Annotated in this window: 29 protein-coding genes; all 29 read right to left on the bottom strand. The window is 49.5% G+C overall.

The window, feature by feature from the left end; genetic code table 11:
- Positions 1-3 precede the first annotated feature (3 nt).
- Positions 4-786 (bottom strand): FliA/WhiG family RNA polymerase sigma factor, encoded by a 783-nt coding sequence (locus IJ22_RS06245; RefSeq protein ID WP_062407986.1) that lies wholly within the window; start codon positions 784-786, stop codon positions 4-6.
- An 18-nt stretch (positions 787-804) separates the two neighbouring features.
- Positions 805-1,218 carry a hypothetical protein gene (locus IJ22_RS06240; RefSeq protein ID WP_062407984.1) on the bottom strand — a complete coding sequence of 138 codons (414 nt, stop codon included), beginning with the start codon at positions 1,216-1,218 and terminating at the stop codon, positions 805-807.
- 3 nt (positions 1,219-1,221) lie between these two features.
- Positions 1,222-1,716 carry a chemotaxis protein CheD gene (locus tag IJ22_RS06235; RefSeq protein ID WP_054818894.1) on the bottom strand — a complete coding sequence of 165 codons (495 nt, stop codon included), beginning with the start codon at positions 1,714-1,716 and terminating at the stop codon, positions 1,222-1,224.
- Positions 1,713-2,300 (bottom strand): chemotaxis protein CheC, encoded by a 588-nt coding sequence (locus IJ22_RS06230; RefSeq protein ID WP_137670112.1) that lies wholly within the window; start codon positions 2,298-2,300, stop codon positions 1,713-1,715. Before IJ22_RS06230 ends, IJ22_RS06235 begins: the two co-directional genes overlap by 4 nt.
- 32 nt (positions 2,301-2,332) lie before the next feature.
- On the bottom strand, positions 2,333-2,800 hold the full coding sequence (locus IJ22_RS06225) for a chemotaxis protein CheW (RefSeq protein ID WP_062407982.1): 468 nt from the start codon (positions 2,798-2,800) through the stop codon (positions 2,333-2,335).
- A 46-nt stretch (positions 2,801-2,846) separates the two neighbouring features.
- The gene (locus IJ22_RS06220) at positions 2,847-4,901 is read right to left on the bottom strand and encodes a chemotaxis protein CheA (protein WP_062407980.1); all 2,055 of its coding nucleotides are present in this window, start codon (positions 4,899-4,901) and stop codon (positions 2,847-2,849) included.
- Between the two features lie 46 nt (positions 4,902-4,947).
- The gene (locus IJ22_RS06215) at positions 4,948-6,030 is read right to left on the bottom strand and encodes a protein-glutamate methylesterase/protein-glutamine glutaminase (RefSeq protein ID WP_062410877.1); all 1,083 of its coding nucleotides are present in this window, start codon (positions 6,028-6,030) and stop codon (positions 4,948-4,950) included.
- Positions 6,031-6,080: 50 nt separating this feature from the next.
- Positions 6,081-6,956 (bottom strand): MinD/ParA family protein, encoded by an 876-nt coding sequence (locus tag IJ22_RS06210; RefSeq protein ID WP_054818892.1) that lies wholly within the window; start codon positions 6,954-6,956, stop codon positions 6,081-6,083.
- Positions 6,953-8,239 carry a flagellar biosynthesis GTPase FlhF gene (gene flhF / locus IJ22_RS06205; RefSeq protein WP_054818891.1) on the bottom strand — a complete coding sequence of 429 codons (1,287 nt, stop codon included), beginning with the start codon at positions 8,237-8,239 and terminating at the stop codon, positions 6,953-6,955. Before flhF ends, IJ22_RS06210 begins: the two co-directional genes overlap by 4 nt.
- Entirely contained in the window at positions 8,236-10,269 is a 2,034-nt protein-coding gene (gene flhA, locus IJ22_RS06200; protein ID WP_062407978.1) for a flagellar biosynthesis protein FlhA, read from the bottom strand. Before flhA ends, flhF begins: the two co-directional genes overlap by 4 nt.
- A 24-nt stretch (positions 10,270-10,293) precedes the next feature.
- On the bottom strand, positions 10,294-11,385 hold the full coding sequence (gene flhB, locus IJ22_RS06195; RefSeq protein WP_062407976.1) for a flagellar biosynthesis protein FlhB: 1,092 nt from the start codon (positions 11,383-11,385) through the stop codon (positions 10,294-10,296).
- 20 nt (positions 11,386-11,405) lie between these two features.
- Complete coding sequence (gene fliR, locus IJ22_RS06190) at positions 11,406-12,185, bottom strand: flagellar biosynthetic protein FliR (RefSeq protein ID WP_062407974.1); 780 nt, start codon at positions 12,183-12,185, stop codon at positions 11,406-11,408.
- 10 nt (positions 12,186-12,195) lie between these two features.
- Complete coding sequence (gene fliQ / locus IJ22_RS06185; protein WP_054818890.1) at positions 12,196-12,465, bottom strand: flagellar biosynthesis protein FliQ; 270 nt, start codon at positions 12,463-12,465, stop codon at positions 12,196-12,198.
- Positions 12,466-12,488: 23 nt separating this feature from the next.
- Positions 12,489-13,250: a flagellar type III secretion system pore protein FliP gene (gene fliP, locus IJ22_RS06180; RefSeq protein ID WP_054818889.1), complete on the bottom strand. Its 762-nt coding sequence runs from the start codon at positions 13,248-13,250 to the stop codon at positions 12,489-12,491.
- On the bottom strand, positions 13,247-13,726 hold the full coding sequence (locus tag IJ22_RS06175; RefSeq protein ID WP_062407972.1) for a flagellar biosynthetic protein FliO: 480 nt from the start codon (positions 13,724-13,726) through the stop codon (positions 13,247-13,249). The genes fliP and IJ22_RS06175 overlap by 4 nt, the downstream gene beginning before the upstream one ends.
- 221 nt (positions 13,727-13,947) lie before the next feature.
- On the bottom strand, positions 13,948-14,310 hold the full coding sequence (locus IJ22_RS06170; RefSeq protein WP_054818888.1) for a response regulator: 363 nt from the start codon (positions 14,308-14,310) through the stop codon (positions 13,948-13,950).
- Between the two features lie 30 nt (positions 14,311-14,340).
- A complete protein-coding gene (fliY, locus tag IJ22_RS06165) occupies positions 14,341-15,660 on the bottom strand; it encodes a flagellar motor switch phosphatase FliY (protein WP_062407970.1) in 1,320 nt (439 codons plus the stop codon).
- Entirely contained in the window at positions 15,650-16,648 is a 999-nt protein-coding gene (fliM, locus tag IJ22_RS06160) for a flagellar motor switch protein FliM (protein WP_054818887.1), read from the bottom strand. The genes fliY and fliM overlap by 11 nt, the downstream gene beginning before the upstream one ends.
- Positions 16,649-16,699: 51 nt before the next feature.
- Entirely contained in the window at positions 16,700-17,155 is a 456-nt protein-coding gene (locus IJ22_RS06155; protein WP_171005859.1) for a flagellar basal body-associated FliL family protein, read from the bottom strand.
- 24 nt (positions 17,156-17,179) lie between these two features.
- A complete protein-coding gene (locus IJ22_RS06150) occupies positions 17,180-17,401 on the bottom strand; it encodes a flagellar FlbD family protein (RefSeq protein WP_062407968.1) in 222 nt (73 codons plus the stop codon).
- A gap of 57 nt (positions 17,402-17,458) precedes the next feature.
- Positions 17,459-18,292, bottom strand: a complete 834-nt coding sequence (gene flgG, locus IJ22_RS06145) for a flagellar basal body rod protein FlgG (RefSeq protein ID WP_062407966.1) — start codon at positions 18,290-18,292, stop codon at positions 17,459-17,461.
- 98 nt (positions 18,293-18,390) lie between these two features.
- A complete protein-coding gene (locus tag IJ22_RS06140; RefSeq protein ID WP_062407964.1) occupies positions 18,391-18,768 on the bottom strand; it encodes a TIGR02530 family flagellar biosynthesis protein in 378 nt (125 codons plus the stop codon).
- Positions 18,769-19,212: a flagellar hook assembly protein FlgD gene (gene flgD / locus IJ22_RS06135; RefSeq protein ID WP_062407963.1), complete on the bottom strand. Its 444-nt coding sequence runs from the start codon at positions 19,210-19,212 to the stop codon at positions 18,769-18,771.
- A 41-nt stretch (positions 19,213-19,253) separates the two neighbouring features.
- Entirely contained in the window at positions 19,254-20,867 is a 1,614-nt protein-coding gene (locus IJ22_RS06130) for a flagellar hook-length control protein FliK (RefSeq protein ID WP_062407961.1), read from the bottom strand.
- A 22-nt stretch (positions 20,868-20,889) separates the two neighbouring features.
- On the bottom strand, positions 20,890-21,801 hold the full coding sequence (locus tag IJ22_RS06125; protein WP_062407959.1) for a MotE family protein: 912 nt from the start codon (positions 21,799-21,801) through the stop codon (positions 20,890-20,892).
- Between the two features lie 24 nt (positions 21,802-21,825).
- Positions 21,826-22,266, bottom strand: a complete 441-nt coding sequence (fliJ, locus tag IJ22_RS06120; RefSeq protein ID WP_054818883.1) for a flagellar export protein FliJ — start codon at positions 22,264-22,266, stop codon at positions 21,826-21,828.
- Positions 22,267-22,274: 8 nt separating this feature from the next.
- On the bottom strand, positions 22,275-23,594 hold the full coding sequence (gene fliI, locus IJ22_RS06115) for a flagellar protein export ATPase FliI (protein ID WP_062407957.1): 1,320 nt from the start codon (positions 23,592-23,594) through the stop codon (positions 22,275-22,277).
- A gap of 4 nt (positions 23,595-23,598) precedes the next feature.
- Positions 23,599-24,420, bottom strand: coding sequence for a FliH/SctL family protein (locus tag IJ22_RS06110; protein ID WP_062407955.1), 822 nt, complete (start codon positions 24,418-24,420; stop codon positions 23,599-23,601).
- Positions 24,413-25,429, bottom strand: coding sequence for a flagellar motor switch protein FliG (fliG, locus tag IJ22_RS06105; RefSeq protein ID WP_062407953.1), 1,017 nt, complete (start codon positions 25,427-25,429; stop codon positions 24,413-24,415). Before fliG ends, IJ22_RS06110 begins: the two co-directional genes overlap by 8 nt.

The raw sequence follows: 25,429 nt of genomic DNA, 5'->3' as shown, positions 1-25,429 counted from the left end.
TGGTTAATCGTATAACAAATGGGTCTTGTGCCGGCTCAAAGCGCCCTTCAAGCGCTGAATCGCTTTGGAATGCAGCTGGGAAATTCGCGAGGGGGAAAGGCTCATGACCTCGGCAATCTCGCTTAAAGACAATTCTTCATAATAGAAAAGCGAAACCACGGTTCTTTCCTTTTCCGTCAACCGCTCTATCGCTTTTGCCAACGTTTCCTTTATATAAACCTCGTTTACTTTGAATTCAGGGTTTTTGGCCTTCTCATCGATCAATAAAGAAAGTCTCGTCTCCGAATCCTCTTCTCTAATGGGATCATCAATGGAACAAACGGTAGAAACGGCAACGTCCTGCACCATTTGTTGAAAATCGTTCTCGCTAACTCCCAAATAGTCGCTCATTTCGGTATCCGAAACGGAACGTAAATAGCGCTGTTCGAGCACCTGGTAAGCTTCTTCAATCTTTTTGGCTTTCTCGCGCACTGAACGGGGAACCCAATCTCCTTGACGGAGGCCATCGATGATAGCGCCGCGGATTCGCCATGAAGCATAAGTTTCAAACTGCAATCCACGCTGATAATCAAATTTTTCTATAGCATCGATAAGTCCCATCACGCCGAAGCTGGACAAATCTTCTTTGGACACATTTTTGGGCAGGCCGATGGAGAGACGGCTGGACACATAGTCCACAAGCGGCAAGTACGTTTCGATCAGTGCCTTTTTTGCTTCCAATATCTTATTTTCTCTCCATTGCACCCATACGTCCATATTGGCTAAGTGGGATTTTTGGCTGATCATGACGGACTGTCACCACCCTTATTCATCAGACATTCGACGAACCGCTTGCGCCATCTCTTCCGGATCCGGCTGTTTTTTTACCCGGAGCTTCGGAGGATTCAACGGAGTAAAGTCAGCCGCTGCTGATTTCGGATCGGCTCCGGGTTTTAGCAGCTCATGCAGCTCCTCGTCCTCGTCAGGGGTCACCGCATCGACTGCGATACCTTTGGCTTCCGTTTCCCCGGCTTCCTGTTCTTGTACAGAAAGACGGTTCAGTCCGGCAAAGGTGCCCAGCAGAAAACGACACAAAAACACGAGAATAAACAGTATCGCAAAGCTGTAAAAGCTACGAATGATGGTTGTTAGCCAAATATTTTTGGACATGGAAAGTACAAACGTGACAATAAACGCCAAAGCGCCTATGATAAAATTCCAACGAATCGATCCAATCATGGTTCACAATTCCTTCACGCCGTGTTGTACGCTGCGAACTACAAGAATACCCGTTTGACAATCAAACTCTATCGTTCTGCCATAATTGGCCCCGGTATCTTCCGCCTTGATCGGAATGCTGTAGCGGTGGAGCACTTCTTTGCAGGACTCTACATTCCGCGGACCGATCCGCATCGAGTCGGATTGGGTGACGAATGAAAACATTTGTGCGCCCCCGGCCATTTTGGCTTCCATACGCCGAATCTCTGCACCAAGCGCTTGCATCAGACGGATCAGCTCCGGAAGGGCAGAGTCCGCATATTTGGCAATGTTGAACTTTCCTTCTCTTGCGATATCCGAGCTGGGGAGCATGATATGCGCCATTCCCGCCACTTTTACCTTGGCATCGTACAAAGTAACGCCTACGCAAGATCCCAAACCTGTTGTTTTCAACACCCCGGTCTTGTGTGCTACATTCAGGTCGGCCATTCCAACTTTAATGAGGTTTTCTTGAATCATGGAGTCTGTACTCCCAAAGCAACAAAAATTCGTTCAAACGATTCCGGATCCGGGATCAGGAAAAAATGACCCTCAATTTCATCATGACCGTCCAAAAATTTCGTATCGATGAGCAGCGCCTGATCTCCCATTTGACCGAATTGAAGCAGGCCGTAGCTTAGAATCGCCCCTGCCATATCCATGGCCAGTGAAGGTACGGTGGGCTGCATATTCAGGTTTGTAAAATCCGCCAGCGAGGTTAGATAGGAGCCAGCCAATATATTACCGATCTCGTTCAAGGCCGAAAGCTCCATCTCCGAATATTCTTCTTCGCCGGTCTCCTCGATGCCAACCACATTGCGGAGCAGCTTTTTGGCGGAATCCATGGTAAGGATAAAGAACAGATTGCCGGGCGTCTCCCCCTCTACCCGCAGGAAGATGGCGATAACCACCTCTTCCGCACCGCCCACGCTTTCCGCTACTTCTTCAAACGGGAGCAGCCGCACTTTGGGGACCAGCATATCGACGGGCTTATCGAGCAGCTTGGACAATGCCGTAGCGGCATGTCCGGCGCCGATGTTGCCCACTTCCTTTAGAACATCCATCTGGAACTCTGCAAAAGAGTTGAAAGTTTCCACTAAACCTGCTCCTCTAACTTTTCCAATTGGATGATTTCATTTTTATTGAGTACTTCCTTCAGATTCAAAAGCACCAGCAGGCGTTCGTCGCTCACTTTTGCGATACCCCGCAAATATTTCGCTTTGATTCCGCCTACGACTTCCGGAGGATCCTCAATGCAGTCGCTGTCGATATCGATAACGTCATTGGCCGCATCCACAATCAAACCGACTTCCAAATCCCCTACAGCTACGATAATGATGCGCGTGTTGTCGGTATATTCGCTCGGCGGGAAGCCAAAGCGGCCATGCAAATCAATAACCGGCGTTACCACACCGCGGAGATTAATGACGCCCCGGACGAAATCCGGAGTTTTGGGAACACGGGTCATCGGCTGCATCCGCTCGATAGTCCGTACACTCTCCACCTCCACCCCATATTCTTCATGCGCTAGTGAAAAAACGATCACTTTTAACTCCTGTCCCATACTATCAGCCTCCTATAGTTATCGTGAGAAGCGAGAATTGCCGCTTTTACTTTATTAAAGCGTTCGTATCAATGATCAAAGCGACCTGCCCGTCACCCAGAATGGTGGCTCCCGAAACCGCAAACAGGTTGGTTAAATATTTACCCAGCGATTTCAAGACAATTTCCTGCTGACCTATAAACTCGTCGACGATAAGCGCCGCCATTTTATCTCCCTTGCGGATCACCACGATCTGTATTTCGGCGGCCGGCTCTCCGGTAAAGCCCGGTACGTCAAACAGCTGGGCCAAGTGAACAAGCGGAATGACGGAGCTGCGGTAATTGATCAAGGTACTGCCGTGCACAACGCGAATTTGATCGCTTTTGACAGCCATCGTTTCGACAATGGAGGAAAGCGGAATGGCGTATTTCTCATCACCCAGCCGAATGAGCATGGCCGAGATAATCGAAAGCGTCAGCGGAAGCTGGACTGTAAATTTCGTTCCCTTGCCCCAATTGGCGCTGACGTGAACTTGCCCTCCCAAACTCTCGATCTTGGTTTTAACGACATCCAGACCTACGCCGCGGCCGGAAATATCCGATATCTTGTCCGCTGTACTAAACCCCGAAGCAAACAGAAGCTGATATACATCCTCGTCGGACAATTTCCCGGATTGCTCTGCGGTTATGACTCCGTTCTGGATGGCCTTGCTGATCACCTTATCCCTGTTAATCCCTCGTCCGTCTTCCTCGATTTCGATAAATACATGGTTGCCGCTGTGATAGGCACGGAGATAGATCGTGCCGGTCTCCGGCTTGCCGATTTGCACGCGTTCCGCCACCGGTTCGATCCCGTGGTCTACGGCGTTTCTTAACAAGTGGACCAGCGGATCGCCAATCTCATCGATAACCGTCCGGTCCAATTCGGTATCGGCGCCGGTAATGATCAGATCCACCTTTTTATCGAGCGTCTTGGCCACATCGCGAATCATCCGGGGGAAACGGTTGAACACCGAATCGATGGGAACCATGCGCAGCTTCAGGACGATGTTCTGCAAATCGCCGCTCACTCTGGCCATATGTTCCACGGTTTCCGTCAGATCGCTTCTGCGGATCTCGCTGGCAAGCTGCTCCAGACGGACGCGATCAATGAGCAGTTCGCTGAACAAATTCATCAGTGTATCCAGGCGCTCGATGTCCACCCGGATGGTACGTCCTGCTACAGGCGCTCCTCCCCCGGCGGCCTTCTTCGCTTCAGGTTTGGGCGTTTCCGGCCGGGACGCCGAAGCTTCGCTTGCGGCAGGCTTGGATTGAGCCGGTGCCGGCTCCGGAGCTTTCATCAGCTCATCCAGCTTGGACCGATCAAGCAATACAACGTCTACTTTGTCTATTTCGGAAACGCCGGCGATTTGACTTGCAAGCTGATCCTGCGCCAACTGTGAAATATAATATACGGTGAATGATTGCTCGAACCGTTCCTGTTCGATATCCTCGACGGAAGGTGTGGATTGAATCACCTCGCCGTTTTGCTCCAGCACGTTAAACACCATATACGCTCTGGCCGCTTTTAACACGCATTCCTGACGAATGGTCACCTCGATTCGAAAAACGGGAATTCCCGCTTCAATCGATTGCTGCAAAATGGAGTATTGAAATTCGTCCAGCTCTTTGTTTCCCCCGGCCTTATCCGCTTTCGCAGCCGCGGAACCCGATGCGCCGGCAGCAGAGCCGTTCTTGAGATAGTCCCCGGAAACAATCGACTTCAGCGCGGAGACGATGTCGGTGACATCCGCCTTTCCGGTTCCTCCTTGAATAATATCCTCCACCATCATTTCCAGCGCATCCAAGCTTTTAAAAATACAATCAAATATGAATGAATCCATCTGTAGCTTGTGATTCCGAACCAGATCGAGCACGTTCTCCATCTCATGGGTAAGCGAGGCCAAATCCTCGAAGCCCATGGTCGCCGACATCCCCTTCAGCGTATGAGCGGATCGAAAAATATGCTGGACGATGCTCACGTCTTCCGGACTGTTCTCAAGGCTAAGTAAATGCTCGTTCATGGCTTGCAAATGATCTCTGGATTCGTCGATAAACATCGAGAGATACTGATTCATTTCCATAACCACACCTCCATCATTGATCGTTGTTATGTATACTTCCAGGCAGTCAAGACTGCCCGCCGACGGCTTGCATCAATCTGGCGGCAATTTGCTGAAGCGGCAATACATCGGTTACGCATCCCAATTCAACCGCGGCACGAGGCATACCGTAAACGACGCAAGTTTGTTCCGCTTCGGCAATGGTGGTTATGGCCCCTGATTGCTTGAGCGCCAACATCCCCTTTGCACCGTCAGAGCCCATCCCCGTCATGATCACAATATGGCGCTTCAATTCCTTAAGCGGCAGCAGCGATTCGAACAATACATCCACAGAAGGACGATGACCGTTGCGCGGGTCCTCTTTGGACAAATGAATTTTGTAGGAATTCGCCCCGTTCCTCGCTACCGTCATATGATAACCTCCCGGCGCCACATAAGCTGTTGCGCTCTTCAGCACCATCCCGGGCTCCGCCTCAACGACCCGCAAATAGGAATCGGAATCAAGCCTCTGCGCAAGCGATTTGGTGAAATTGGGCGGCATATGCTGCACAATCAAAACCGGAGCACGAAAGCCGTCCGGTATTTGCGACAGCACTTGATGCAGTGCCCTGGGACCGCCCGTAGAGGTGCCGATCGCCACAAGATGCTCAAGCGGAGCCGGCTGCGCCACGGATCTTTTCTCCGTCTTTACAGCCGGTTTAACTGTCTGTGACGATACGGGGCGGATCGGAGCGTGAACGCCCTTCACCTTCGTTCTAACGGCAACACGCAGTTTCTCCAACAAATTTTGCTTCACCTTATATAAGTCAAGCGAGATAGAGCCGGAAGGCTTGCCGACGAAATCGAATGCCCCGAGATCCAGCGCACGAATCGTCTCCATTGCGCCGGCCTGAGTCAAGCTGCTGAGCATGATCACCGGCACAGGATGCTCTCTCATGATCGTCCGGAGTGCATCAAGGCCGTTCATTTCCGGCATTTCAATATCCATGGTCACAGCATTCGGATTCAGCTTTTTGACCATTTCTATCGCCTCCCGCCCATTTCTGGCGGTTCCCACTACACGAAGCTCCGGATCCTCACCGATAAAATCCGAAATAATTTTCCTCATAAAAACCGAATCGTCCACTACCAATACATCATACGGCGGCATCATTCCACTCCTCTTCGTTGTCTCGGTCAGAGGACTTTTAAGCCCTTCCCTTAACCTTGCTTCAACAGCCTGATCATTTTGGTTAAGAAGCCTTTGACCGCTCCTGTTTGCATCTCCGCCGGAGATTGTTTGGCGATAAAATTGTCTGTCAATTCACTAATTGATTTGGAAGCGGCACTAAACGGAAAAGCAACGGTAAACGGAACTTGTTTCTTCACCGCTTTGGAGACGTTGCTGTCGTCCAATACAAATCCCAGCGCAGGTATGTCCAAATTCAGAAATTGTTTGGCTACCATGCTGATTTTGTCTGCTGTCTGCCGACCCTCCTTCCAATCCGTCGCCCGGTTTACCACCAAACGGAACGCTACCTGGTCGTTCATCGAATGAACCATCTTGATGATGGCATAAGCATCGGTGATCGATGTAGGCTCCGGTGTGGTGACGACGATGGTCTCCTCCGCGGCCACGATGAATTTGATCGTCTCCTTGGACAAGCCGGCTCCCGTATCGAATATGATGAAATCGACATGACCGGTTAATTGGTTGACCTGATCCGCAAAATAATCGAGCTGTTCATCGGATAAGCGAATCAAATCGTTAAATCCTGATCCTCCTGCAATAAACTGCAAATCATCGTGCCCGGTTTGAATAATTTCCCAGATGGTTTTTTCTTTTTTCAATAGGTGATATAAGTTGAATTTGGATGATATCCCCATCAGCACATCGATATTGGCAAGACCGATGTCCGCGTCGAATACCAGTACCTTGAATCCTTTTTTTTGCAGGGATAATGCGAAATTAAGCGTAAAGTTCGATTTGCCGACTCCGCCTTTCCCGCTTGTCACCGTAAGAATGCGTGTCGCTTTGTCTTTCGGCTCGCTTTGATTCCGTATCAGATTGCGCAACCCCTGCGCCTGATCGCTCATGACTTGCCCGCCTCCAGAATCAAATCAATCAATTGATGTTCATTCAGCTCTTGGATATCGTCCGGCACGCTCTGTCCGTTAGCGATATAAGACGTTTGAAGTCCGAATTCGCGAATAAGGTTCACAACCGAGCCGTAAGAGTCGGTCTCATCCATTTTGGTGAACAGCACCTTATCCAGTTTGAATTTGCAGAAATTGTGTGTAATAGCCTGCATATCTTTGTACTTGGTCGTCATGCTGAGGACCAGATACGTCTCGCTCTTCCCGTTAGATTTCAGCAGCGCATTCAGCTCCGAGACATACATCTCGTTGCGAAAATTTCTTCCCGCCGTATCCATAAAAATCAAATCGCAATCCCGCAGCTGCTCAAAGGCTCTATTCAAATCCAACGGCGAGAAAACAACTTCAAGCGGCACGTTCAAAATGGTTGCGTATGTTTTTAACTGTTCAACGGCGGCTATTCGGTACGTGTCGGAAGTAATAAATCCGACCTTGCGGTGATGCTTAAGCACCTGCTCTGCAGCCAGTTTGGCGATCGTCGTCGTCTTGCCGACACCCGTCGGTCCGACGAAGTGGGCGATCCGGGTATCTGCGGCGATCGATTTGTTCTTGGAAGAGCACAGCATGGCCTCCAACTGCCTCTTCAATGAGGAAGATGCCCACTCCTCGGTAAGCTCCGCCCCTTCCGCTTCCGCCTCTTTGGATACGTTCATTAAAAGTTCTTCCACGAGAAGAGGATCCAGCTCCTGGCGGAGAAGGCGCGCTTCAAGCTCCTTCAGCACCGGATTCACAGCCTCCTGAACTGTGCCCTGCCGGGTAAGCTTCAGCATCATTTCTTTCATTTGCCTGATTTCATCCATCAAAAGCTCTTCTCTGGGTTTGACCATTGTGGCCCCCGCAGGCTGGGCGGCCGCTGCAGCCGCCTGTCCCGTCACCGGCAGCACATCCGGCACTTCGGGAAAGGAAAGCGGCGGTTGTTCCCGTCGCTCCCGTTGAGCTCCGTAAGCCGCGGTGCCGAACCTCATCGGAGCAGCGGGGACGACGTTAAGCTCCGGTTTCGGAATTGCCCCAGTCGTTGCTGCATTGGAAGTCATCGCTCCGCCGGCGGGAATGGCGGTATCCGTCGCTGCAATGACCTCGATTTTCTTTTTGGAGAACATCCCAAGAAAACCGCCGGAACGAATTTCTTTCGTATTAATAATGACCGCGTCATTCCCCAGATCAGTCCGAATTTTTTGGAGGGCATCCGGCATGGAATCAACGACGTACCGCTTTACTCTCATAGATTCACAACCCCCATACTTTGAATTTCAACGTTCGGCTCGAGCTCGCTGTAAGACAGGACCGGAATATCCTGCATGGTGCGCTCCAGCAGTTGACGGAGATACATCCGGATGGTCGGCGATGTCAAAACCACAGGCTGCTGACCCGCTTGAATCAGCTTGGTGACCTGATCGTTAATGCGCTGATAAATCACTTGAGTGGACGTAGGGTCAAGCGCCAGATAGCTTCCTTGATCCGACTGCTGGACCGATTCCGCAATTTTCTTCTCCAGGGTCGGTCCCACGGTAATCACCTTTAGAGATTCGCCGCTTGTCGTATACTGCTGAGTAATTTGTCTGGACAGCGCTTGTCTTACATATTCCGTAAGGATTTCCGTATCTTTGGTATAAGTGCCGTAATCCGCCAACGTCTCGAGGATCGTGACCAGATCGCGAATCGAAATTTTCTCCCGAAGAAGTTTGACCAGCACCTTTTGCACGTCGCCTAAAGATAAGACGTTGGGAATAAGGTCGTCCACAAGGGCGGGATAATTCTCCTTGACATTCTCGATAAGAGCCTTCGTTTCTTGCCGGCCCAAAAGCTCGTGAGCGTGCTTTTTGATGACCTCGGTCAAATGAGTAGCTACAACGGAAGGAGGATCTACCACGGTATAACCGGACAGCTCCGCGCGTTCTTTGGTGCTCTCGTCAATCCAGAGCGCCGGAAGTCCGAACGCGGGCTCCAGCGTATCAATTCCTGTAATGGAATCATCCTCAATGCCCGGGCTCATCGCCAAATAATGGTTCAGCAGAAGATCGCCGCGAGCGACGGTATTCCCTTTAATCTTGATCACATATTCATTAGGTCTAAGCTGAATATTGTCGCGGATCCGAATGACGGGAACGACAACGCCAAGCTCCAGCGCGCACTGTCTGCGGATGAGAATAATCCGATCCAATAAATCTCCCCCTTGCTGGGCATCCGCCAGAGGGATCAAACCGTAGCCGAATTCGAATTCAATCGGATCAACCTGCAGCAAACCGATGACACTTTCAGGACTGCGGACCTCCTCGATCTGCTGCTCCTCTTCAAGCTGAACCTCTTCCGCTTGCTTGCGGGTGAAATTCTGCTGCATGCGATAGGCCGCAAAGGCGAGCAATATGGCAATAGGAAAGGTGGTCATGACATGGATCGGAGTAAAAATACCGAGTGCAGCAATCGTTCCGGCTACGATATACAGCAGCTTCGGATAAGAAAACATCTGCGCCGTAAGATCCTGGGCCAAATTGCCTTCGGAAGATGCTCGCGTGACGACAATACCCGCTGCTGTAGAGATGAGCAGTGCCGGGATTTGGCTTACCAGACCGTCTCCGATCGTCAGGATGGAATACAGAGAGCCTGCTTCCGCGATTGACATATCATGCATAGCCACCCCGATGATCAAACCCCCGATGATATTGATAACCAACATGATGATGCTGGCAATGGCATCTCCCTTAACGAATTTGCTGGCTCCGTCCATCGCGCCGTAGAAATCAGCCTCCCGGGCTATCTTCTCCCGTCTTTCCTTGGCTTGCTGCTCATTGATCATCCCCGCGTTCAAATCCGCGTCGATGCTCATCTGCTTTCCGGGCATCGCATCGAGCGTAAAGCGTGCAGAAACCTCGGCAACGCGCTCAGAACCTTTGGTAATGACGATAAATTGAACGACGACCAAGATAAGGAAGACAACAAAGCCGACGACGATGTTGCCCCCTGCTACGAACTCACCAAAGGTTCTGACCACACTACCGGCATCCGCGTTTGCCAGAATGTTTCTCGTGGTGGATACGCTGAGGGCCAAGCGAAACAACGTCGTGATCAGCAGCAGAGACGGAAAAATCGAGAATTGAAGCGCGTCCTGCGTATTCATGCCAATCAAAATAATCAGCAGTGCTGCAGCAATATTCATAATGAGCAGAAAATCCAGCAGCCATAATGGCAGCGGAATGACCATCATTAGAACGATTCCGATGATGCCTACGAGAACGACTAAATCTCTGGCTTTCACTCCATTACCCTCCTTTCCTTACTTTTAGTTCGCTTTCCCTTTTAATTTGTATACATAGGCAAGCACTTCAGCTACGGCCTGGAACATATCGGCGGGTATCGATTCGCCGATTTCCACTTGAGCATACAGCGCCCGGGCCAGAGGCTTATTTTCCATCGTAATGATTCCGTTATCCTTGGCGACCTGCCTAATCTTAAGAGCAATATAATCGGTACCCTTGGCAATGACGGTCGGCGCTTGCATTTGGCCTGCATCATACTTAATGGCTACCGCAAAGTGAGTCGGGTTGGTGATTACGACGTCCGCTTTTGGAATCTCCTGCATCATTCGCTGCAGCGCCATCCTCCGCTGCTTTTCACGAATTTTACCTTTAATGAGCGGATCGCCTTCCGTCTTTTTGTACTCGTCCTTAATGTCCTGCTTGGACATCCGGATACTCTTGCCATGCTCGTAACGCTGATACATATAATCGAAGATCGCCAGAATGATTAAGATCAGGCCAATCTTAAGGCCTAGCGATAGGGTGAGCGACCATGTAAACAGAGCAATTTCTTCAAGCGGCATCTGCGCGAGCCTCAAGATATAATCCTTCTGCGCCACCAGCGTCGTATAAACGACAATCCCGATAATCGACATCTTCAGCACCGATTTCAAGAAGTCGACTAACGCCCTCATGGAGAACAACTGTTTAGCACCTTGGATCGGATTGATTTTATTAAATTTCATCATGAGCGGTTCTCCGGTGAGCAGAAACCCGATTTGCAAATAATTACCTAGTACGGCAACCGCAACGGCAATCAGGAAAATCGGCCCGACGATCAGAAGAAGCTGTAATGCCATCTTCTCAAACAACACGATAACGTTATCTGCGGTAAGATTGAGAAGGAGAAAGTCATGAAGCGTCGACTGGAACAATCCGAACAACCGATCCTTCATAAAGGCTCCGAACAAGGAAAACGACAGGAAGGAAAAAAACAGGATAAAGGCAGCCGGCAAATCCATACTTTTGGCGACCTGGCCTTTTTGTCTGGATTCTTGTTTTTTCTTGGGCGTAGCTTCTTCCGTTTTTTCTTGAGAGAACAGCTGCAAATTGAGTTTTAAACGAAACTGCGCCACGTCCTTGCCTCCGTTCTTTCCTATTCGTTGAATAATCCGAAGAAATCCCTGATCGCATCCAGCATCGAAGCAAACATGTCTTTGTAGACTGTTTCATAGCCGGGAAATAACAAGAGCAGCATGACGAATCCGAGCAAAATTTTGAGCGGCAGGCCGATAACAAAAATATTGAACTGCGGCGATACCCTTGCCAGGAGGCCAAGCCCTACGTCAGCCAGAAACAAGGCGACCACCAAAGGAGCAGCGATTTGAAAGCTTATCGAGAACACGCTGGAAAACGTACGTATCATAAAATCGGACAGCTGCCCATTATTATTCAAATAGAACAAGTTGTTATCGAGCGGAATCCATTCGTAGCTCCTCATGATCCCTTCAAGCAAATAATGGTGGCCGTTAAAAGACAGAAACAGCAACAAAGCGATAATATATTTTAAATTGCCGAGAATCGGACTTTGGGCTCCCGTCATCGGGTCGATGACGTTCGCAATACCGAACCCCATCTGAAGGTCAATGAACGAGCCCGCAATTTGTACAATCGTAAAAAACATGTACGCGATGAAACCCAAACACAAGCCTACAAGCACTTCACGTATGACGGTCAAAACATATAGCGAATCCATCGCCACCGGCGCAGCCGTTCCCACACCGAAATATGCGATAAAGGCTGTAAAAAACGCAAGGCCGATCTTGAACTGTGCCGGTACATGCTGCGCTGAAAACACGGGAGATACAACGAAAAATGAAGTAACCCGACAAAGAATCAGCAGAAATCCCGGAAAATACGTGAGAAACCATTCCATAATCCACAACCTAACCCACGTATTTATACAAGTTGTTCAGCAATTGATAAGTAAAATCAACCAGCGTATTAAGAATCCAAGGTCCGAATATGAGCAAAGCAAGCAAAACGACGACAATTTTGGGCACGAATGCCAGCGTCTGCTCTTGAATTTGCGTTGTCGCCTGAAATATGCTGATGACAAGTCCGACCACCAGCGCCAGCACCATCATCGGCGCACTGGCCTTTAGAGTCGTAAAGACGGCCTCTCCTGCTATTCTGATTACAAATTCCGAGCTCAAATCGTTCTCCTCCTGATGGCCTTCTATGTGTTGTAGCTAAGCAGCAACGACCTTACGACCAGATACCAGCCATCCACCAGGATGAACAACAAGATTTTAAAAGGAAGTGAAATCATCACCGGCGGAAGCATCATCATCCCCATCGCCATCAATGTGCTTGCTACTACCATATCAATAACAAGAAACGGAATAAAAATCATAAAGCCCATCTGAAAGGCGGTCTTCAACTCGCTGATCGCATAAGCCGGAACGAGGGCCGTCAAAGGCGTATCTTCTACGCCGGTCGGCGGAGCCGCTTTGGAATAATCCAGAAACAGCTTCAGGTCCTTCTGCCTCGTATGCTGGAACATAAACTTTTTCATAGAAACAGATGCATTATCCAAAGCCGCTGTCTGTGTAAGCTCTCCTCTCATGTAGGGCTGCAGCGCGGTTTGATTGATCTCTCCCAATGTCGGAGCCATGATGAAAAAGGTAAGAAACAGCGCTAACCCGATGAGCACCTGATTCGGCGGCATCGACATCGTACCCAATGAAGTACGAACAAAGCCGAGTACGATGATGATGCGGGTGAAGCTGGTCATGAGAACCAGTATAGCCGGGGCTATACTTAAGATCGTGATCATCAGCAATATCGTAACCGTGTTCGAGGCTCCTTGCGGATCGCCGGAAGTCCCGATATCGATATTGATTCCCGGAATCGGATCTGCTGCATACGCTTGGCCGGATAACATTCCCGACAAGCATAAAAGTAAGAGAACCAGGTAAAGCCTGCGTCTGTGATTCATGATTTATCATTCAACCGATCTGAATTATTCTCTTGCTTCAGCATCTCTTCCATCATTTTCTTTCGGTCTGTCATCTGCTGCATTTTGGTTTGAAACACCTGCTGAAACGATGCGGTCACTTCCATCTCTTCGTCTACCTGCGGTTTGTGACGCAGCTTTTTCATGAATTCCCCTAACGATGCAAAGGAAGGACCCGTAAAAGCCGTCCCGCTGGCCATCATCTCCGCGATATGGGCAACCTCGGCCTCATCGGTAATTTTGTCAAGCAGCTGTATGTTTTCACCGATGCCTACAACATACAAGGCATTCCCGATTTCTACGATTTGAATGGATTTATTCGGACCGAGCGACAGTCCGCCAAGCGAGCGAAGCGTACGGCCCGATAAAAATTTGTTTTTTTGTTGCGAGATGACCTTCATTATGATGAAGAAAATGCCGATAATAAGAACAAGAAACAATATGACTTTGACAATCATCCAAAGCGTGTCCCCTGGTGAAACACCAGGTATTGGCTCCGATGAATCAAGCATCCCCGGCTCATGGGGGGGCGTGCCCGTTTCGCCGTAACAAACAGCAGCAGCCGCTGCTGTTTGTATCCAAAATACTGCAGCGAAAAACAACCATTTGGTTGTGAGTCTGGTCAACGCTCTACATTCCCTTCCGTCTTCGTAGACTCTCCCCAACGCTTCGGTATCATCTACCCTAAGGTTTTCTTAATAGCCTCAATAACACGGTCAGCCTGGAACGGTTTTACGATAAAATCTTTTGCCCCTGCCTGAATGGCGTCAATAACCATTGCTTGCTGCCCCATCGCAGAACACATAATCACTTTTGCATTAGCATCAATCTTCTTAATCTCCTTCAACGCTTGAATCCCGTCCATTTCCGGCATGGTTATGTCCATTGTAATCAAATCCGGGGAAAGCTCTTTAAATTTCTCTATCGCTTGAGCTCCATCATTGGCTTCACCGACAACCTCATATCCATTTTTAGTCAAGATGTCGCGGATCATCATTCTCATAAATGCTGCATCGTCTACAATTAAAATTCGGTTTGCCATAATTACACAGTCCTCCCAAGGTTGCTTAATCTAATATTGTAATTTTTGAATTCTGTCCCATTGATTTACGATATCCGTAACACGAACACCAAAGTTTTCATCAATAACGACCACTTCGCCTTTAGCGATCAGCTTGTTGTTCACCAGAATATCGACCGGTTCCCCTGCCAGCTTGTCCAATTCGATAATAGAACCCTGAGACAACTCCAATATGTCTTTTATGACTTTGTGTGTTCTCCCCAGCTCAACAGTAACCTTCAGAGGAATGTCGAGCAGCAGGTTCAAATTCGTATCTTCCGCAGGAGTCAGATTCGTCGGTGTAAAGTTGGTAAACTGAGCCGGCTGTACATTGACATTCCGTGAATCCGGCATGCCGTAAGCGGCAGGCTGCGACGGATAAGCCTGTGGATTTGGCGGCATCGGCGGTTGGCCATACATCGGTTGTTGATATACCGGCGGCTGCTGCGGCGGTTGACCGTACATCGGCTGTTGGGACGGTTGGCCGTAAGGCGGCGGCTGCTGTGCAGGCGGCGCTGAATAATAATCGTTCACCGGCTTATGATCTGCATGCTGTGCATACGGTTCTGGCGCTGGTGCAGCTGGTGCGGGCGGCGCCGATGGAGCAGGCGGTTCGGCAACCGTCTCTTCCTGAAATTCCCCCCCTCCCATAAGAATGGATACCATATCTTTGGCGAAGGGGACCGGAAGCAGCTGCATAATGGTCGAATCGATCAGATCTCCAATCGTTAACCGGAAAGAAACTTTGATGAACACTTCTTCCGGAGGCAGCGCAGCCGTTCCTTCTCCTTCCGACAAGTTCAGAATATCAATCCCAGGCGGTGAAATATTGACAAACCGGTTAAAGATGGTCGACATGGATGTAGCCGAGGAACCCATCATTTGATTCATCGCTTCCTGGACCGCACTAATATGGATCTCGCTCAATTCGTCGGTTTGCCCTGTTCCATCACCGCCCATCATCAAATCGGCGATGACTTGAGCATCCCGCGTTTTAATGACAAGAAGATTGATGCCGTGAAACCCATCGACATAATTGACATGAACTGCGACATGAGGCTTTGGAAATTCCTCGATCAATTCCTCTCGCGCAATGACGGACACTTTAGGCGTGGTAATATCTACCTTCTTTCCAAGCAGCGTGGATAATGCGGTAGCGGCACTGCCAAAGGTAATATTGCCGATTTCGCCTAATGCGTCTTGTTCCAACGAGGACAAATAATCTTCCACTTTTGGAGCAAAACCGGAACCGCCGACTGAATCGACTTCAGCCGATTGTCTCAACAAGGCATCGATTTCTTCTTGAGACAAATAATCCTTATTATTCGTCATACTCTTCTACTCCTTCTTGGACAATCTCATTGATTTGCACAGCCAGCTTGCCTCGGGTCGTTCCCGGACTTCCGAAAAATTTCAGCTTATCCCCGATCCGAATATGCAGTGGCTCCTCGACGGACCGGTTCAATGTAATCACATCGCCGACGTTCAGATTCAAAAATTCCCTGACCGATATTTGGGATGTGCCAAGCTCTGCAATCACTGGCAATTTTGCTTTATGAAGCCTCGATTGAAGGGCTGTCATTTCTTCCGGCGCGCTGGTCTTTTTCTGGGATACAAACCAATGATGAACTGACAATCTCGGCATAATCGGCTCAATAACGACATGAGGTATGCACAAGTTGATCATCCCGGTTGTATCTCCGATTTTAGTACTCAATGAAATGAGTGCAATGGTTTCGTTAGGTGAAACAATCTGCATAAATTGCGGGTTGGTTTCCAAGGCTTCCAGCCTCGGTGACAAATCCACAACCGTTTTCCATGCTTCCTGCAGACTTTCAAACGCCCGGCTGAAGATGCGTTCCATCACGATCGTTTCGATTTCCGTCAGTGCATTAATTTTGGTTGGGGACGTACCCACACCTCCCAGCAGCCTGTCCAGCATCGCAAACGCTACGTTCGGATGTACTTCCAGCACCATTCGTCCTTCCAAAGGTTCGGCTTCAAAGATGTTAAGAATCGTCATCTTGGGTATGGACCGAATAAATTCGTCATAGGGCAGCTGCTCGACCTGTACGACATTGATTTGCACAAAGGTACGGAGCTGGGCGGAAAAATAGGTAGTCAGATATCGCGCGAAGTTCTCATGGATCCGAGTAAGACTTCGGATATGATCTTTGGAGAAACGAACCGCTCTCTTAAAATCATAGGCTCTGACTTTTTTCTGCGTCTCTTCTTTTTTAAGCTCTTCCGCATCCATTTCTCCTGATGATAGCGCCGCGAGCAAAGCGTCGATCTCATTCTGAGAAAGTACATCTACCATTAGCGTCACCTCCTTCGTGCCGTAACTCTACTTGCCTTATTAAGATTTCTGCTATTGGAGAACAATGTCGGTAATCAATATTTGATTCAGTTTTCCTTGCTGCAGAAGCGGGTTCATTTTATTCATAAGGGCTGAAGTGAGATTGTCAAAGCCTTTGCTTCCCGACACTTGATCCGGGGTCATATCGGCGAGCGTTTGGATCACGATCGCTTTCATCTGCGTTTCCAGCTTTTCAAACTCCTCCCTCGCCTTCTTATTTTCCAGTTCAAAGGCAAAGCTTACTTTAATGAACTTGTTGTTTCCGCCAGAAAGGTTGGTCAACACATCCTTCATGCTGAAGGTGTTGTCCCGCACCTCATCCGGAGTAAGCTTCTTGCCCGACTTGACTTCACTGGCCGATTGCTGCGCCTGATCCCGGAGGGTGCCGTTAGCTTTATCCATATAATTCCAGAGGATGAAAGCTGCCGTCAAAATTAATGTAATGGCGATGAGGACGGCCACCACCATGATGAATATTTTACTCCTAAACAATTACGACCCCTCCGAATCCAGGCTTTTTATCATACTGCCTACAAGCCCAACCGACTGCAAGAATCGTTGAACCATGGCAACAGTATCATCCACTTTTTCCAGCACCATTATTTTCTTACCGGTTACTAGAGTAATCATTGTATCCGGTGTCTCCTCGATCGTTTCGATCAGGAGAGCATTAATCGTAATTTGCTTTCCGTTAAGCCGAGTCAAGCGAATCATCAGCTACCTCCGGTATACTTAGTAATTGGGGGAGGAAATCCTCCCCCATCCCTCAGATTATCGTTTCAGATTAACGACCTCTTGAAGTACTTCATCCGAAGTCGTGATAATTCTGGAGTTAGACTGGAATCCGCGCTGGGCAATAATCATCTCGGTAAACTCCGAGGTCAAATCGACATTGGACATTTCGAGCTGTCCGGAGATAATGGCGCCGGTGCCGGTAACCGGATTATTCGCCTGAGCCTCTTCCCCGGTAGGCAGCTCTTGCGCGTCTGGCGGCATCGCGTTAGGCGTCACGCGGTACAAGTTACCGCCGATTTTCTCGAGCCCGGAAGGATTAACTACCTTTACGACGCCAATAAAGACACCGCTCGGAGTCGCTGTTCCATCTTCTCCTACAGTGATCAGCTCGCCCGACTGTGAGATTGAAAAGGCCGTCACCGTATCGTCAAGCTGGATAATCCCTCCCTCGCTGTCCGACACGAAGAGTCCGTCAGCGTTGACCAGCCTGCGGTTGGAGTCCAGCGTGAAATTCCCCGCACGGCTCAAAAAAGGCTGTTCTTGATCTTCCGTTGCTCTCAGCATGAAGAAGCCGTCACCGTCAATTCTCAGGTCCGTTACGACGTTCGTCGTCATGGCGCTGCCCGGCGTGTGCAATGTGTCAATGGCACCGACGGTAACACCAAGTCCGATTTGCTTCGCGTTGACGCCGCCACGTTCGTCCGTAGGTGCCGACACGCCGGAGACGGTTTGGCTGAGAATATCCTTGAACATGACACGGCCGGCCTTAAAACCAACCGTATTGACGTTGGCAATGTTATTGCCGATGACGTCCAGCTTGGTTTGAAATCCTCTCATACCTGATACGCCAGAATACAGAGATCTTAACATCGTTAGATTTCCTCCCTGAATGCGAATATGTACTGAAATGCCGGTTGTTTCAGTCGATCCACAACCGAGGCCTCCGCGCAGCGGGCCGGCCTAAACATTTAAGAAATGATGATGGCACTGTCAATTTGCGTGAACAAGTTGTCTTTCATAGAGGCTTCGTCCATGGCCGTAACCACGGTACGACTCTTAATATTCACAATCAAGGCCGTATCATCGATCAGCATAAGCGATTCTTTCATGCCTTTGGTCGCAGCTTTATCGATGGCCGAATTGATTTTGGCCAGATGTTCGGGCTGGAACTGAATCCCCCGCTGTCGCAATCGTTCTTCGGCATGATGGCTGAAACGCAGCGTTTGTTTTTGTAAAATTTTATCAAACGATAAGTTACCGTTTGGGGGGGATGCCGCTGTCTTAATGGAGTGGTTTGGAGTCACCACATTCGGATAAAGACGGCCAATCGTTATTCGCTCCGTCATTTAGCTTTCCTCCGGATTCGAAATTTGGCTGATTTTATCGAGCGTAACTTCCTCTCCATTTACCTTTGCAAACTGCTCGCCCTTTTTTACCGTGATGGACTCGACTATGCCGGATTTCGTTTGTGTGTCTCCATTACTATCCACATAAGTCCAAGTAATGCTCTTCCCAATCAATCCGGATGCAAATCCGAGCGATTGTCGGAGCATTTTCATTTCACCGGCCATATTGGTCAACTGTTCCACCGAGGTGAACTGAGCCATTTGGGCGATAAACTCTTTATCCTGCAATGGCTGGGTCGGATCTTGATTTTTTAATTGGGCGATCAAAATTTTCAAAAATTCATCTTTGCCCAATTGATTCTTGTCTTCAGAGCCTGCGCGCTGAACATTTTCTTTGGCGTAATAAGGCCATACGTTTCGGGTACTGATATTCGAGTCTGTCACGGAATCACCTCCTGCTGGCCGTTATGATCCGATAAGACGGTTTATGCCGTCACATCGATGGAGCCCTTGTCGTTCAATGCCTTATTCAAGTTAGCAGATATGTTTATCGGCTGTTCTTCCTCCATGCTCTCTACACTGCCTCTGCCCGATTTGTTTTGCTTGGAGGATTGACCGGAGGACTGCTGCCGCCGATCTTCTTGGAACATGCCGGACTGGAAGCTCTGACTCTGGCCGACCTCGAGCTTTTCGACTTGAATGCCTTGGTTTTGCAATGTCGTCCGAAGCTGGGTTAACTGGCTTTCAAGCATTTCTTTACCAGACAAGCTGTCCGCCATGAATTGGGCTACCAGCATGCCGTTGTGCATCGTCAGTTTCACTTCCACATGTCCAAGATGCTGCGGAAACAATGAGATCTTGGCTTCGGTTAAACCGTCTGCGGACGTGGCAAGAGAAAACGAGCTGACGACAAACTGCGTCATATCATTGGCAAATGTACCAGCGGACATATGCAGTACCGGATGCTTCGGCATCGCATTTCCCGCTTGAGCTCCCTTCATCCAATCCTGCACGGTCATCACGGGATGCTGTCCGTTTACCGGTTCGGAATCAGCCGGCACCAACGGTTCGAATAAGGGTTGATCCTGGATTGCCGGCTGCTCCGCAGAAAGCTTGGCAACCGTATGCTTCACCGCCAGCAGCTCAAGCTTACTCAACTGGGCAGTGGCCACCCGGACGGTCTCTTGTGTCCCGGAGGTCTCCACATCCGTTGCCAGCTGCTCCGCAGAATGCTTGGCAACCGATTGCTTAGCTGCCAGCATTTCAAGCTTACTCAGCGGGTTAGCGGCCACCCGGATGGTCTCTTGTGTCCCGGAAGTCTCCACATCCGCTATCGGTTTTACGATGAGCGACGGTTGAGACGGACGATCCGCACGCTCGGCTTCTTTACGCAGATGGCTTTCGCTTGCTGCTGCAGAAACCAAGACCGCAGAAAGCTCCTTCAACGTTTGCTGAAGCTGCGGGTCTTTATGGCCTTGTTCAATCATTTCTTTCAACCGATTCAACATTTGAACCGCTTCGGAAAGGGAGATTCCTGCCTGTATTGTACTGCTGCTCTCCCCTTCCGTTCCTTGATTCTCCGCAGTGGGCGCAGCTGCAATCAGCGGAATAAACAGCATTGGATTTAATGCTTCTTCCAAATGATCATTAGCCTGAGACACCGGAGCCAAACCGCCTTCCCATGTGCCGTCGTCAGCACCATTTTGCGGGTTCGGGGTAAGAGCCGCCAGGATCGACTGAAGCTGAACGAGCCATGCTTGCAGATCAGGGTTCGATAATAAGGAATGTTCCTCTTCACCGTCCTGCGGTTTCTCCAGCAGTTGAATTAAGCCTTGGATTTGCTCGCCTGTCAGCGCTGCTGCAGATTCGTCTGTTTGAACAGCAGCCATCAGAATAGGGGTAATCAGGCCCGTCAAAACCGAAAGGCCGGTCGCGGCTGAAGCCGAATCCTTACCTGCCTGCGGATGGGCTGAAATCAGCATCCCGTTGAGCGTCGTGGAAAAACCGGAGCCGCCGGTTCCCGAATTAACCGCTCCTGCCGTTCCACCGGCCGTTGTACCGACAGATCCGGCTGTTGATGTTTGGGCTGTAATTTCCATTTTATTTCACCTCCTTTCGGGTTTATTGAACGAGTCGTGCAGAAAGCAAAGCAGCGGTCTCTTTGGATTGCTCGGAGACAGCGGACAATACCCTCGAACGCCCCATGCTGTCCATCGACTTTAATATGGAGAGAACTTTGTCCGGATTTGACTTTTGCATTTCTATTAAAACCGTTGCGGCGCTTTTGGGCGTCATATTCGCAAATGTAGACCCAAGATCATCTTTGCTTAAATGGGTGTCCGCTTGTGACGTCGCAGAGACCGATTGATTCAGCCTTTCCTGAAGGGCGGCAATTTGCGTATCCCTTACGCTGGTTTGGTCTTTTAACAGAATAGAAGCCTCGGCAGCTTTCGCCGGATCCATGCGCTCCAAAACTTTGACCCGTTCATCCGGTTTCATCATTCCCAGAACCAGCACCAATTCGTTTTTGGTCAAATTCTCCAGGATCGGTGCAGCCTTGGAGGGTGACATTTTTGCGTACATCCCGGCCAACTGTTGAATTTGAGCCGTGTACTCATCTTCAGAAATCGTCTTGGTCTTGATCTGTTCTTCTAAACCGCTGTTTTTCAATTGCAGATCTTTGATCGTTTGATCACGCTGCTGAAGCGCTGCTTCAGCTTGCTTCAGCTCCTGCTCCTTTTGCTCAAGCTGCTCAGCATAATTTGCAACCGTCGGCTCTTGCCCAGGTACGGCCTCACCCTGCGTCTGCTGCGGATCTTGATTCCCGTCCTCGGCATTGGTTATTGGAAGGATCGAATTTATAACCGGAATCTTGCTCACTGTACGCACAGCATTACTCATGACATCATAGCCGAAGATGGTCATCAGCACGCCTAACAGTACAGCAGTAAAAACAAAAGGAATGAGGAACCAGATCAGAAACCGTTCCATGGCTCCGTAAGACGACGATTGCTCCGTATTTGCGTTTGCCATGACCTCACCTCCTTCAAATTATGACTATGATAGCCTTTGATATCGGTTTGTCGCCATTTCGTCTAACCGATTTTGTTCAACTTTCAGCACGCCGGCGGAAAATTTTTGATAAGCTTTTTCCTTGGCTTTCGTCCACACCTTTTCTTGCAGCAATTTTCCTGTCAAATCGTCCTGCCTGATCTGCACGTTCGTCTTGGCCGTATGCAAATCTTGATGCTTGTCTCTTATGCGCAGATCGATATGATCAACGTAACTTTGCAGCAGCAGCAGGTTCGAAACGGTTGTACGATTTTCGGAAACTTTATGCAGCTTTTCCTGCAGCTCCTTCTTCGCATCCTCCAGCTTAGCCAGAGTCGATTCCTCTTCGCGCAGTTTTACGATCGCTTGAGATAACATCCATTCCGCTTGAGTCTTTTCATTCGTTTTAAGATCAACGATTTTTTGAAAAGCGTACTGAAAACGCATGTTTCATCTCATCCCCTGTAAAATTCTCGAATTAATCGCTCTTGAGCGTCAGCAAAAGTCAGCTTCTCGTTTACCCGCTGCTTGGTATAATCCCAAATCGACTGGATGGAATCAATTGCCAGATCAATTTCCGGATTGGAGCCTTTTTGATACGCCCCAATATTGATGAGATCCTCCGAATCTTTATATGTAGACAGCAGCATCTTTAATTTCTCCGCTGCAAGCAGTTGTTCTGCCGGAACAATTTCTTTCATGACGCGGCTAACGCTGGACAATACATCAATGGCCGGGTAATGGCCACGGTTGGCAATGCTCCGGTCGAGAACGATATGCCCGTCCAAAATTCCGCGGACCGCATCGGCAATCGGTTCATTCATATCATCCCCGTCGACAAGCACGGTATAAAATGCAGTGATGGAACCTTTAGGTCCCGTTCCGGACCTTTCGAGCAGTTTCGGCAATGCCGCGAAAACGGACGGCGTGTATCCCCTCGTGGCAGGAGGTTCGCCTACGGCCAGTCCCACTTCCCGTTGAGCCATGGCGAAGCGGGTTACCGAGTCCATCATCAGCATGACATTCAAGCCGCGATCCCGGAAATATTCGGCAATGCTCGTAGCAATCAATGCGCCTTTAATCCGAATGAGAGCAGGTTGATCGGACGTTGCGACAATGACCACGGAACGGGCCAATCCTTCCGGACCGAGGTCACGTTCAATAAAATCAAGCACTTCCCTGCCCCGTTCGCCAATGAGTGCAATCACGTTCACATCCGCAGACGTATTGCGCGCAATCATGCCCATCAGCGTACTTTTACCAACGCCTGACCCGGCAAAAATCCCTACACGCTGTCCTTTACCGATCGTCAGCAGACCATCAATGCATCGTACGCCGACGCTGATCGGTTCCAAGACACGCGGACGAATTAACGGGTTGCTAGGCATGTTATTGGTAGAGTAATGCGTCATCCGGGACGGTAAATAGGTCCCGTCGAGCGGTTGGCCCAAGCCGTCGAGCACCTTGCCAAGCAGTTCATGTCCTACCTGTACAGTGAGCGGCTTGCCTGTGCCGACTACATCACAGCCAGGGCCTATGGACTGCAGCTCGCCGAGCGGCATCAGAATGACTTTATTGTTCTTGAAGCCTACGACTTCGGCTTTTAGCGGCGTGTTCGACTTCAATGGATAAATATAGCAAACATCGCCTATGCTTGCATCGGGTCCTTCCGATTCTACCGTCAGCCCGATCACCTGCGTCACTTTTCCGTTCACCCGGATCGTGTCCATTTGATTTAGGTGTTCGATATACTTTTGAGCGCTTGGCGCCTGCATAAGCTTAAGATCCCTCGTTTCGCACAGCCAACTGCTGGAGCGCAGTTTTAATTTCTTTCAGTTGGGTATCGATTCTCGCGTCAATGCTCCCAAAGGTTGACCGGACTACGCATCCCTGATCCAATACGGAAGCGTCCGGTATAATTTGCAGTTCCGCCTGCGAATCGATAGCTAGCAAAAGCTCTTCACGCGCATCTTGTATGTATGAGAACTGGGCAGGGGATACGCACAGCGTAATGATTCCCTTCTCCCTCCGCCGGGAAAGCACTTTTCGGATGGAATCGATGATCCATTCGGGTTCAAGCGTCAACTGGCGCCCGATCACTTTCTCTGCAATGGAGCAGCTAAGCTCGATCAGGAACGGTTCGGCTTCCTGAATAATTTGCTGCTTCAACAGATAGGCCTGCTCCAGAATCTGCGATGCTTCCTGAAGCGTTGCTTCATATTGCTCACGAAGCTCCATCTCGACCTGTGCCATTCCTTCTTGATAGCCTTGAGCATGGCCCCGGTCTCTCGCTTCGTTCAAGGCTTCCTGGTCCTTGAGCCTGCGTTCATGCCACCACGCTTCGATCTCGGCTTGCGCTTGCTGTCTGATGGCCGCCGCCTCTTCCATGGCTGCCCGCACCTGTTCTTCAGCAAACGACTCGGCATCATGCAGAATCTGTTCTTTCATCTGCAGCAGATCGTTTAATTCCTGATGATGTTCCGGCAGATGATCTTCTGTCTCTTCCGGATGTTCTTGTTTAAGAACAGAAGCAGCCGGAGGCTCGACAATTTTCGTGTCTTCGACAGCTACATACTGAAATAGTTTGATGACATTAGACAATAATATCATCCCCTCCGCCGCGAGCGATGATAATTTCACCGGCTTCTTCCAAACGTCTTATCGTGGCTACAATGCGTGTTTGGGCTTCTTCCACATCACGCAGCCGAACGGGACCCATATATTCCATTTCTTCCCGGAATGTTTCAGCCATCCGTTTGGACATGTTCTTGAAGATCGCTTCACGCACCTCTTCACTGGCAACTTTCAGCGCCAATTGCAAATCGGCATTCTCGATATCGCGTATAATGCGCTGAATCGAACGGTTGTCGATATTGACAATATCTTCAAAGACGAACATCCGTTTCTTGATTTCCTCCGCCAATTCGGGATCCTGAATTTCAAGTGAATCCAGAATGGTACGTTCGGTCCCCCGGTCAACACCGTTTAAGATTTGGACTACCGCCGAGATCCCGCCCGCATTCGTATAGTCCTGGGTCACCGTAGCGGAAAGCTTCTGTTCCAGCACACGCTCGACTTGACTGATGACTTCCGGCGAGGTGCTGTCCATAAGCGCAATCCGCTTCGCCACATCGGCCTGCTTTTCCTGCGGCAGCGACGATAAAATAATGGAAGCCTGCTCCGGCTGCAAATAGGAGAGCACGAGGGCGATGGTCTGGGAATTTTCATTCTGGATAAAATTCAATATCTGAGCCGGATCCGCTTTACGCGCAAAGTCGAATGGTCTGACCTGAAGCGTCGCCGTCAATCGGTTGATGATATCGAGTGCCTTCTGTGACCCTAAGGCCTTCTCCAAAATTTCCTTGGCATATGCGATACCGCCCTGAGAAATGAATTCCTGCGCCAGACAAATTTGGTGAAACTCAGCCAATATGGCATCCTTCTCGACATTATCCACTTTCCTGACATTGGCTATTTCCAAAGTGAGCTGCTCGATTTCTTCGTCACGAAGATGCTTGAAAATTTGAGCGGACACTTCCGGTCCCAAACTGATTAATAAAATAGCGGCCTTTTGTCGGCCCGTCAAAGTCGCTTGCTGCACTTTAGCCAA

The organism is Paenibacillus naphthalenovorans (assembly GCF_001465255.1).
In the GTDB taxonomy this organism is placed as follows: Bacteria; Bacillota; Bacilli; order Paenibacillales; family NBRC-103111; genus Paenibacillus_G; species Paenibacillus_G naphthalenovorans.
Note: the sequence above shows the minus strand (reverse complement) of the source record. Positions and strands in the feature narration are given on the sequence as shown.

Bases quoted from the DNA above. Each gene is read 5' to 3' on its own strand.
- fliI (WP_062407957.1), bottom strand. From the start codon at position 23,594: ATGCAGGCGCCAAGCGCTCAAAAGTATATCGAACACCTAAATCAAATG.
- fliM (WP_054818887.1), bottom strand. From the start codon at position 16,648: ATGGTAGATGTACTTTCTCAGAATGAGATCGACGCTTTGCTCGCGGCG.
- IJ22_RS06215 (WP_062410877.1), bottom strand. From the start codon at position 6,030: ATGCCGCCGTATGATGTATTGGTAGTGGACGATTCGGTTTTTATGAGG.
- fliY (WP_062407970.1), bottom strand. From the start codon at position 15,660: ATGACGAATAATAAGGATTATTTGTCTCAAGAAGAAATCGATGCCTTG.
- IJ22_RS06230 (WP_137670112.1), bottom strand. From the start codon at position 2,300: ATGGATGTTCTAAAGGAAGTGGGCAACATCGGCGCCGGACATGCCGCT.
- fliR (WP_062407974.1), bottom strand. From the start codon at position 12,185: ATGGAATGGTTTCTCACGTATTTTCCGGGATTTCTGCTGATTCTTTGT.
- fliJ (WP_054818883.1), bottom strand. From the start codon at position 22,266: ATGCGTTTTCAGTACGCTTTTCAAAAAATCGTTGATCTTAAAACGAAT.
- IJ22_RS06125 (WP_062407959.1), bottom strand. From the start codon at position 21,801: ATGGCAAACGCAAATACGGAGCAATCGTCGTCTTACGGAGCCATGGAA.
- IJ22_RS06130 (WP_062407961.1), bottom strand. From the start codon at position 20,867: ATGGAAATTACAGCCCAAACATCAACAGCCGGATCTGTCGGTACAACG.
- IJ22_RS06170 (WP_054818888.1), bottom strand. From the start codon at position 14,310: ATGGCAAACCGAATTTTAATTGTAGACGATGCAGCATTTATGAGAATG.
- IJ22_RS06240 (WP_062407984.1), bottom strand. From the start codon at position 1,218: ATGATTGGATCGATTCGTTGGAATTTTATCATAGGCGCTTTGGCGTTT.
- flgG (WP_062407966.1), bottom strand. From the start codon at position 18,292: ATGTTAAGATCTCTGTATTCTGGCGTATCAGGTATGAGAGGATTTCAA.
- flhF (WP_054818891.1), bottom strand. From the start codon at position 8,239: ATGAGAGTAAAGCGGTACGTCGTTGATTCCATGCCGGATGCCCTCCAA.
- fliP (WP_054818889.1), bottom strand. From the start codon at position 13,250: ATGAATCACAGACGCAGGCTTTACCTGGTTCTCTTACTTTTATGCTTG.
- IJ22_RS06210 (WP_054818892.1), bottom strand. From the start codon at position 6,956: ATGAGCGATCAGGCGCAGGGGTTGCGCAATCTGATACGGAATCAAAGC.
- IJ22_RS06140 (WP_062407964.1), bottom strand. From the start codon at position 18,768: ATGACGGAGCGAATAACGATTGGCCGTCTTTATCCGAATGTGGTGACT.
- IJ22_RS06155 (WP_171005859.1), bottom strand. From the start codon at position 17,155: ATGGTGGTGGCCGTCCTCATCGCCATTACATTAATTTTGACGGCAGCT.
- IJ22_RS06150 (WP_062407968.1), bottom strand. From the start codon at position 17,401: ATGATTCGCTTGACTCGGCTTAACGGAAAGCAAATTACGATTAATGCT.
- IJ22_RS06245 (WP_062407986.1), bottom strand. From the start codon at position 786: ATGATCAGCCAAAAATCCCACTTAGCCAATATGGACGTATGGGTGCAA.
- IJ22_RS06225 (WP_062407982.1), bottom strand. From the start codon at position 2,800: ATGGGACAGGAGTTAAAAGTGATCGTTTTTTCACTAGCGCATGAAGAA.
- IJ22_RS06175 (WP_062407972.1), bottom strand. From the start codon at position 13,726: ATGATTGTCAAAGTCATATTGTTTCTTGTTCTTATTATCGGCATTTTC.
- IJ22_RS06220 (WP_062407980.1), bottom strand. From the start codon at position 4,901: ATGGAAATGAATCAGTATCTCTCGATGTTTATCGACGAATCCAGAGAT.
- IJ22_RS06235 (WP_054818894.1), bottom strand. From the start codon at position 1,716: ATGATTCAAGAAAACCTCATTAAAGTTGGAATGGCCGACCTGAATGTA.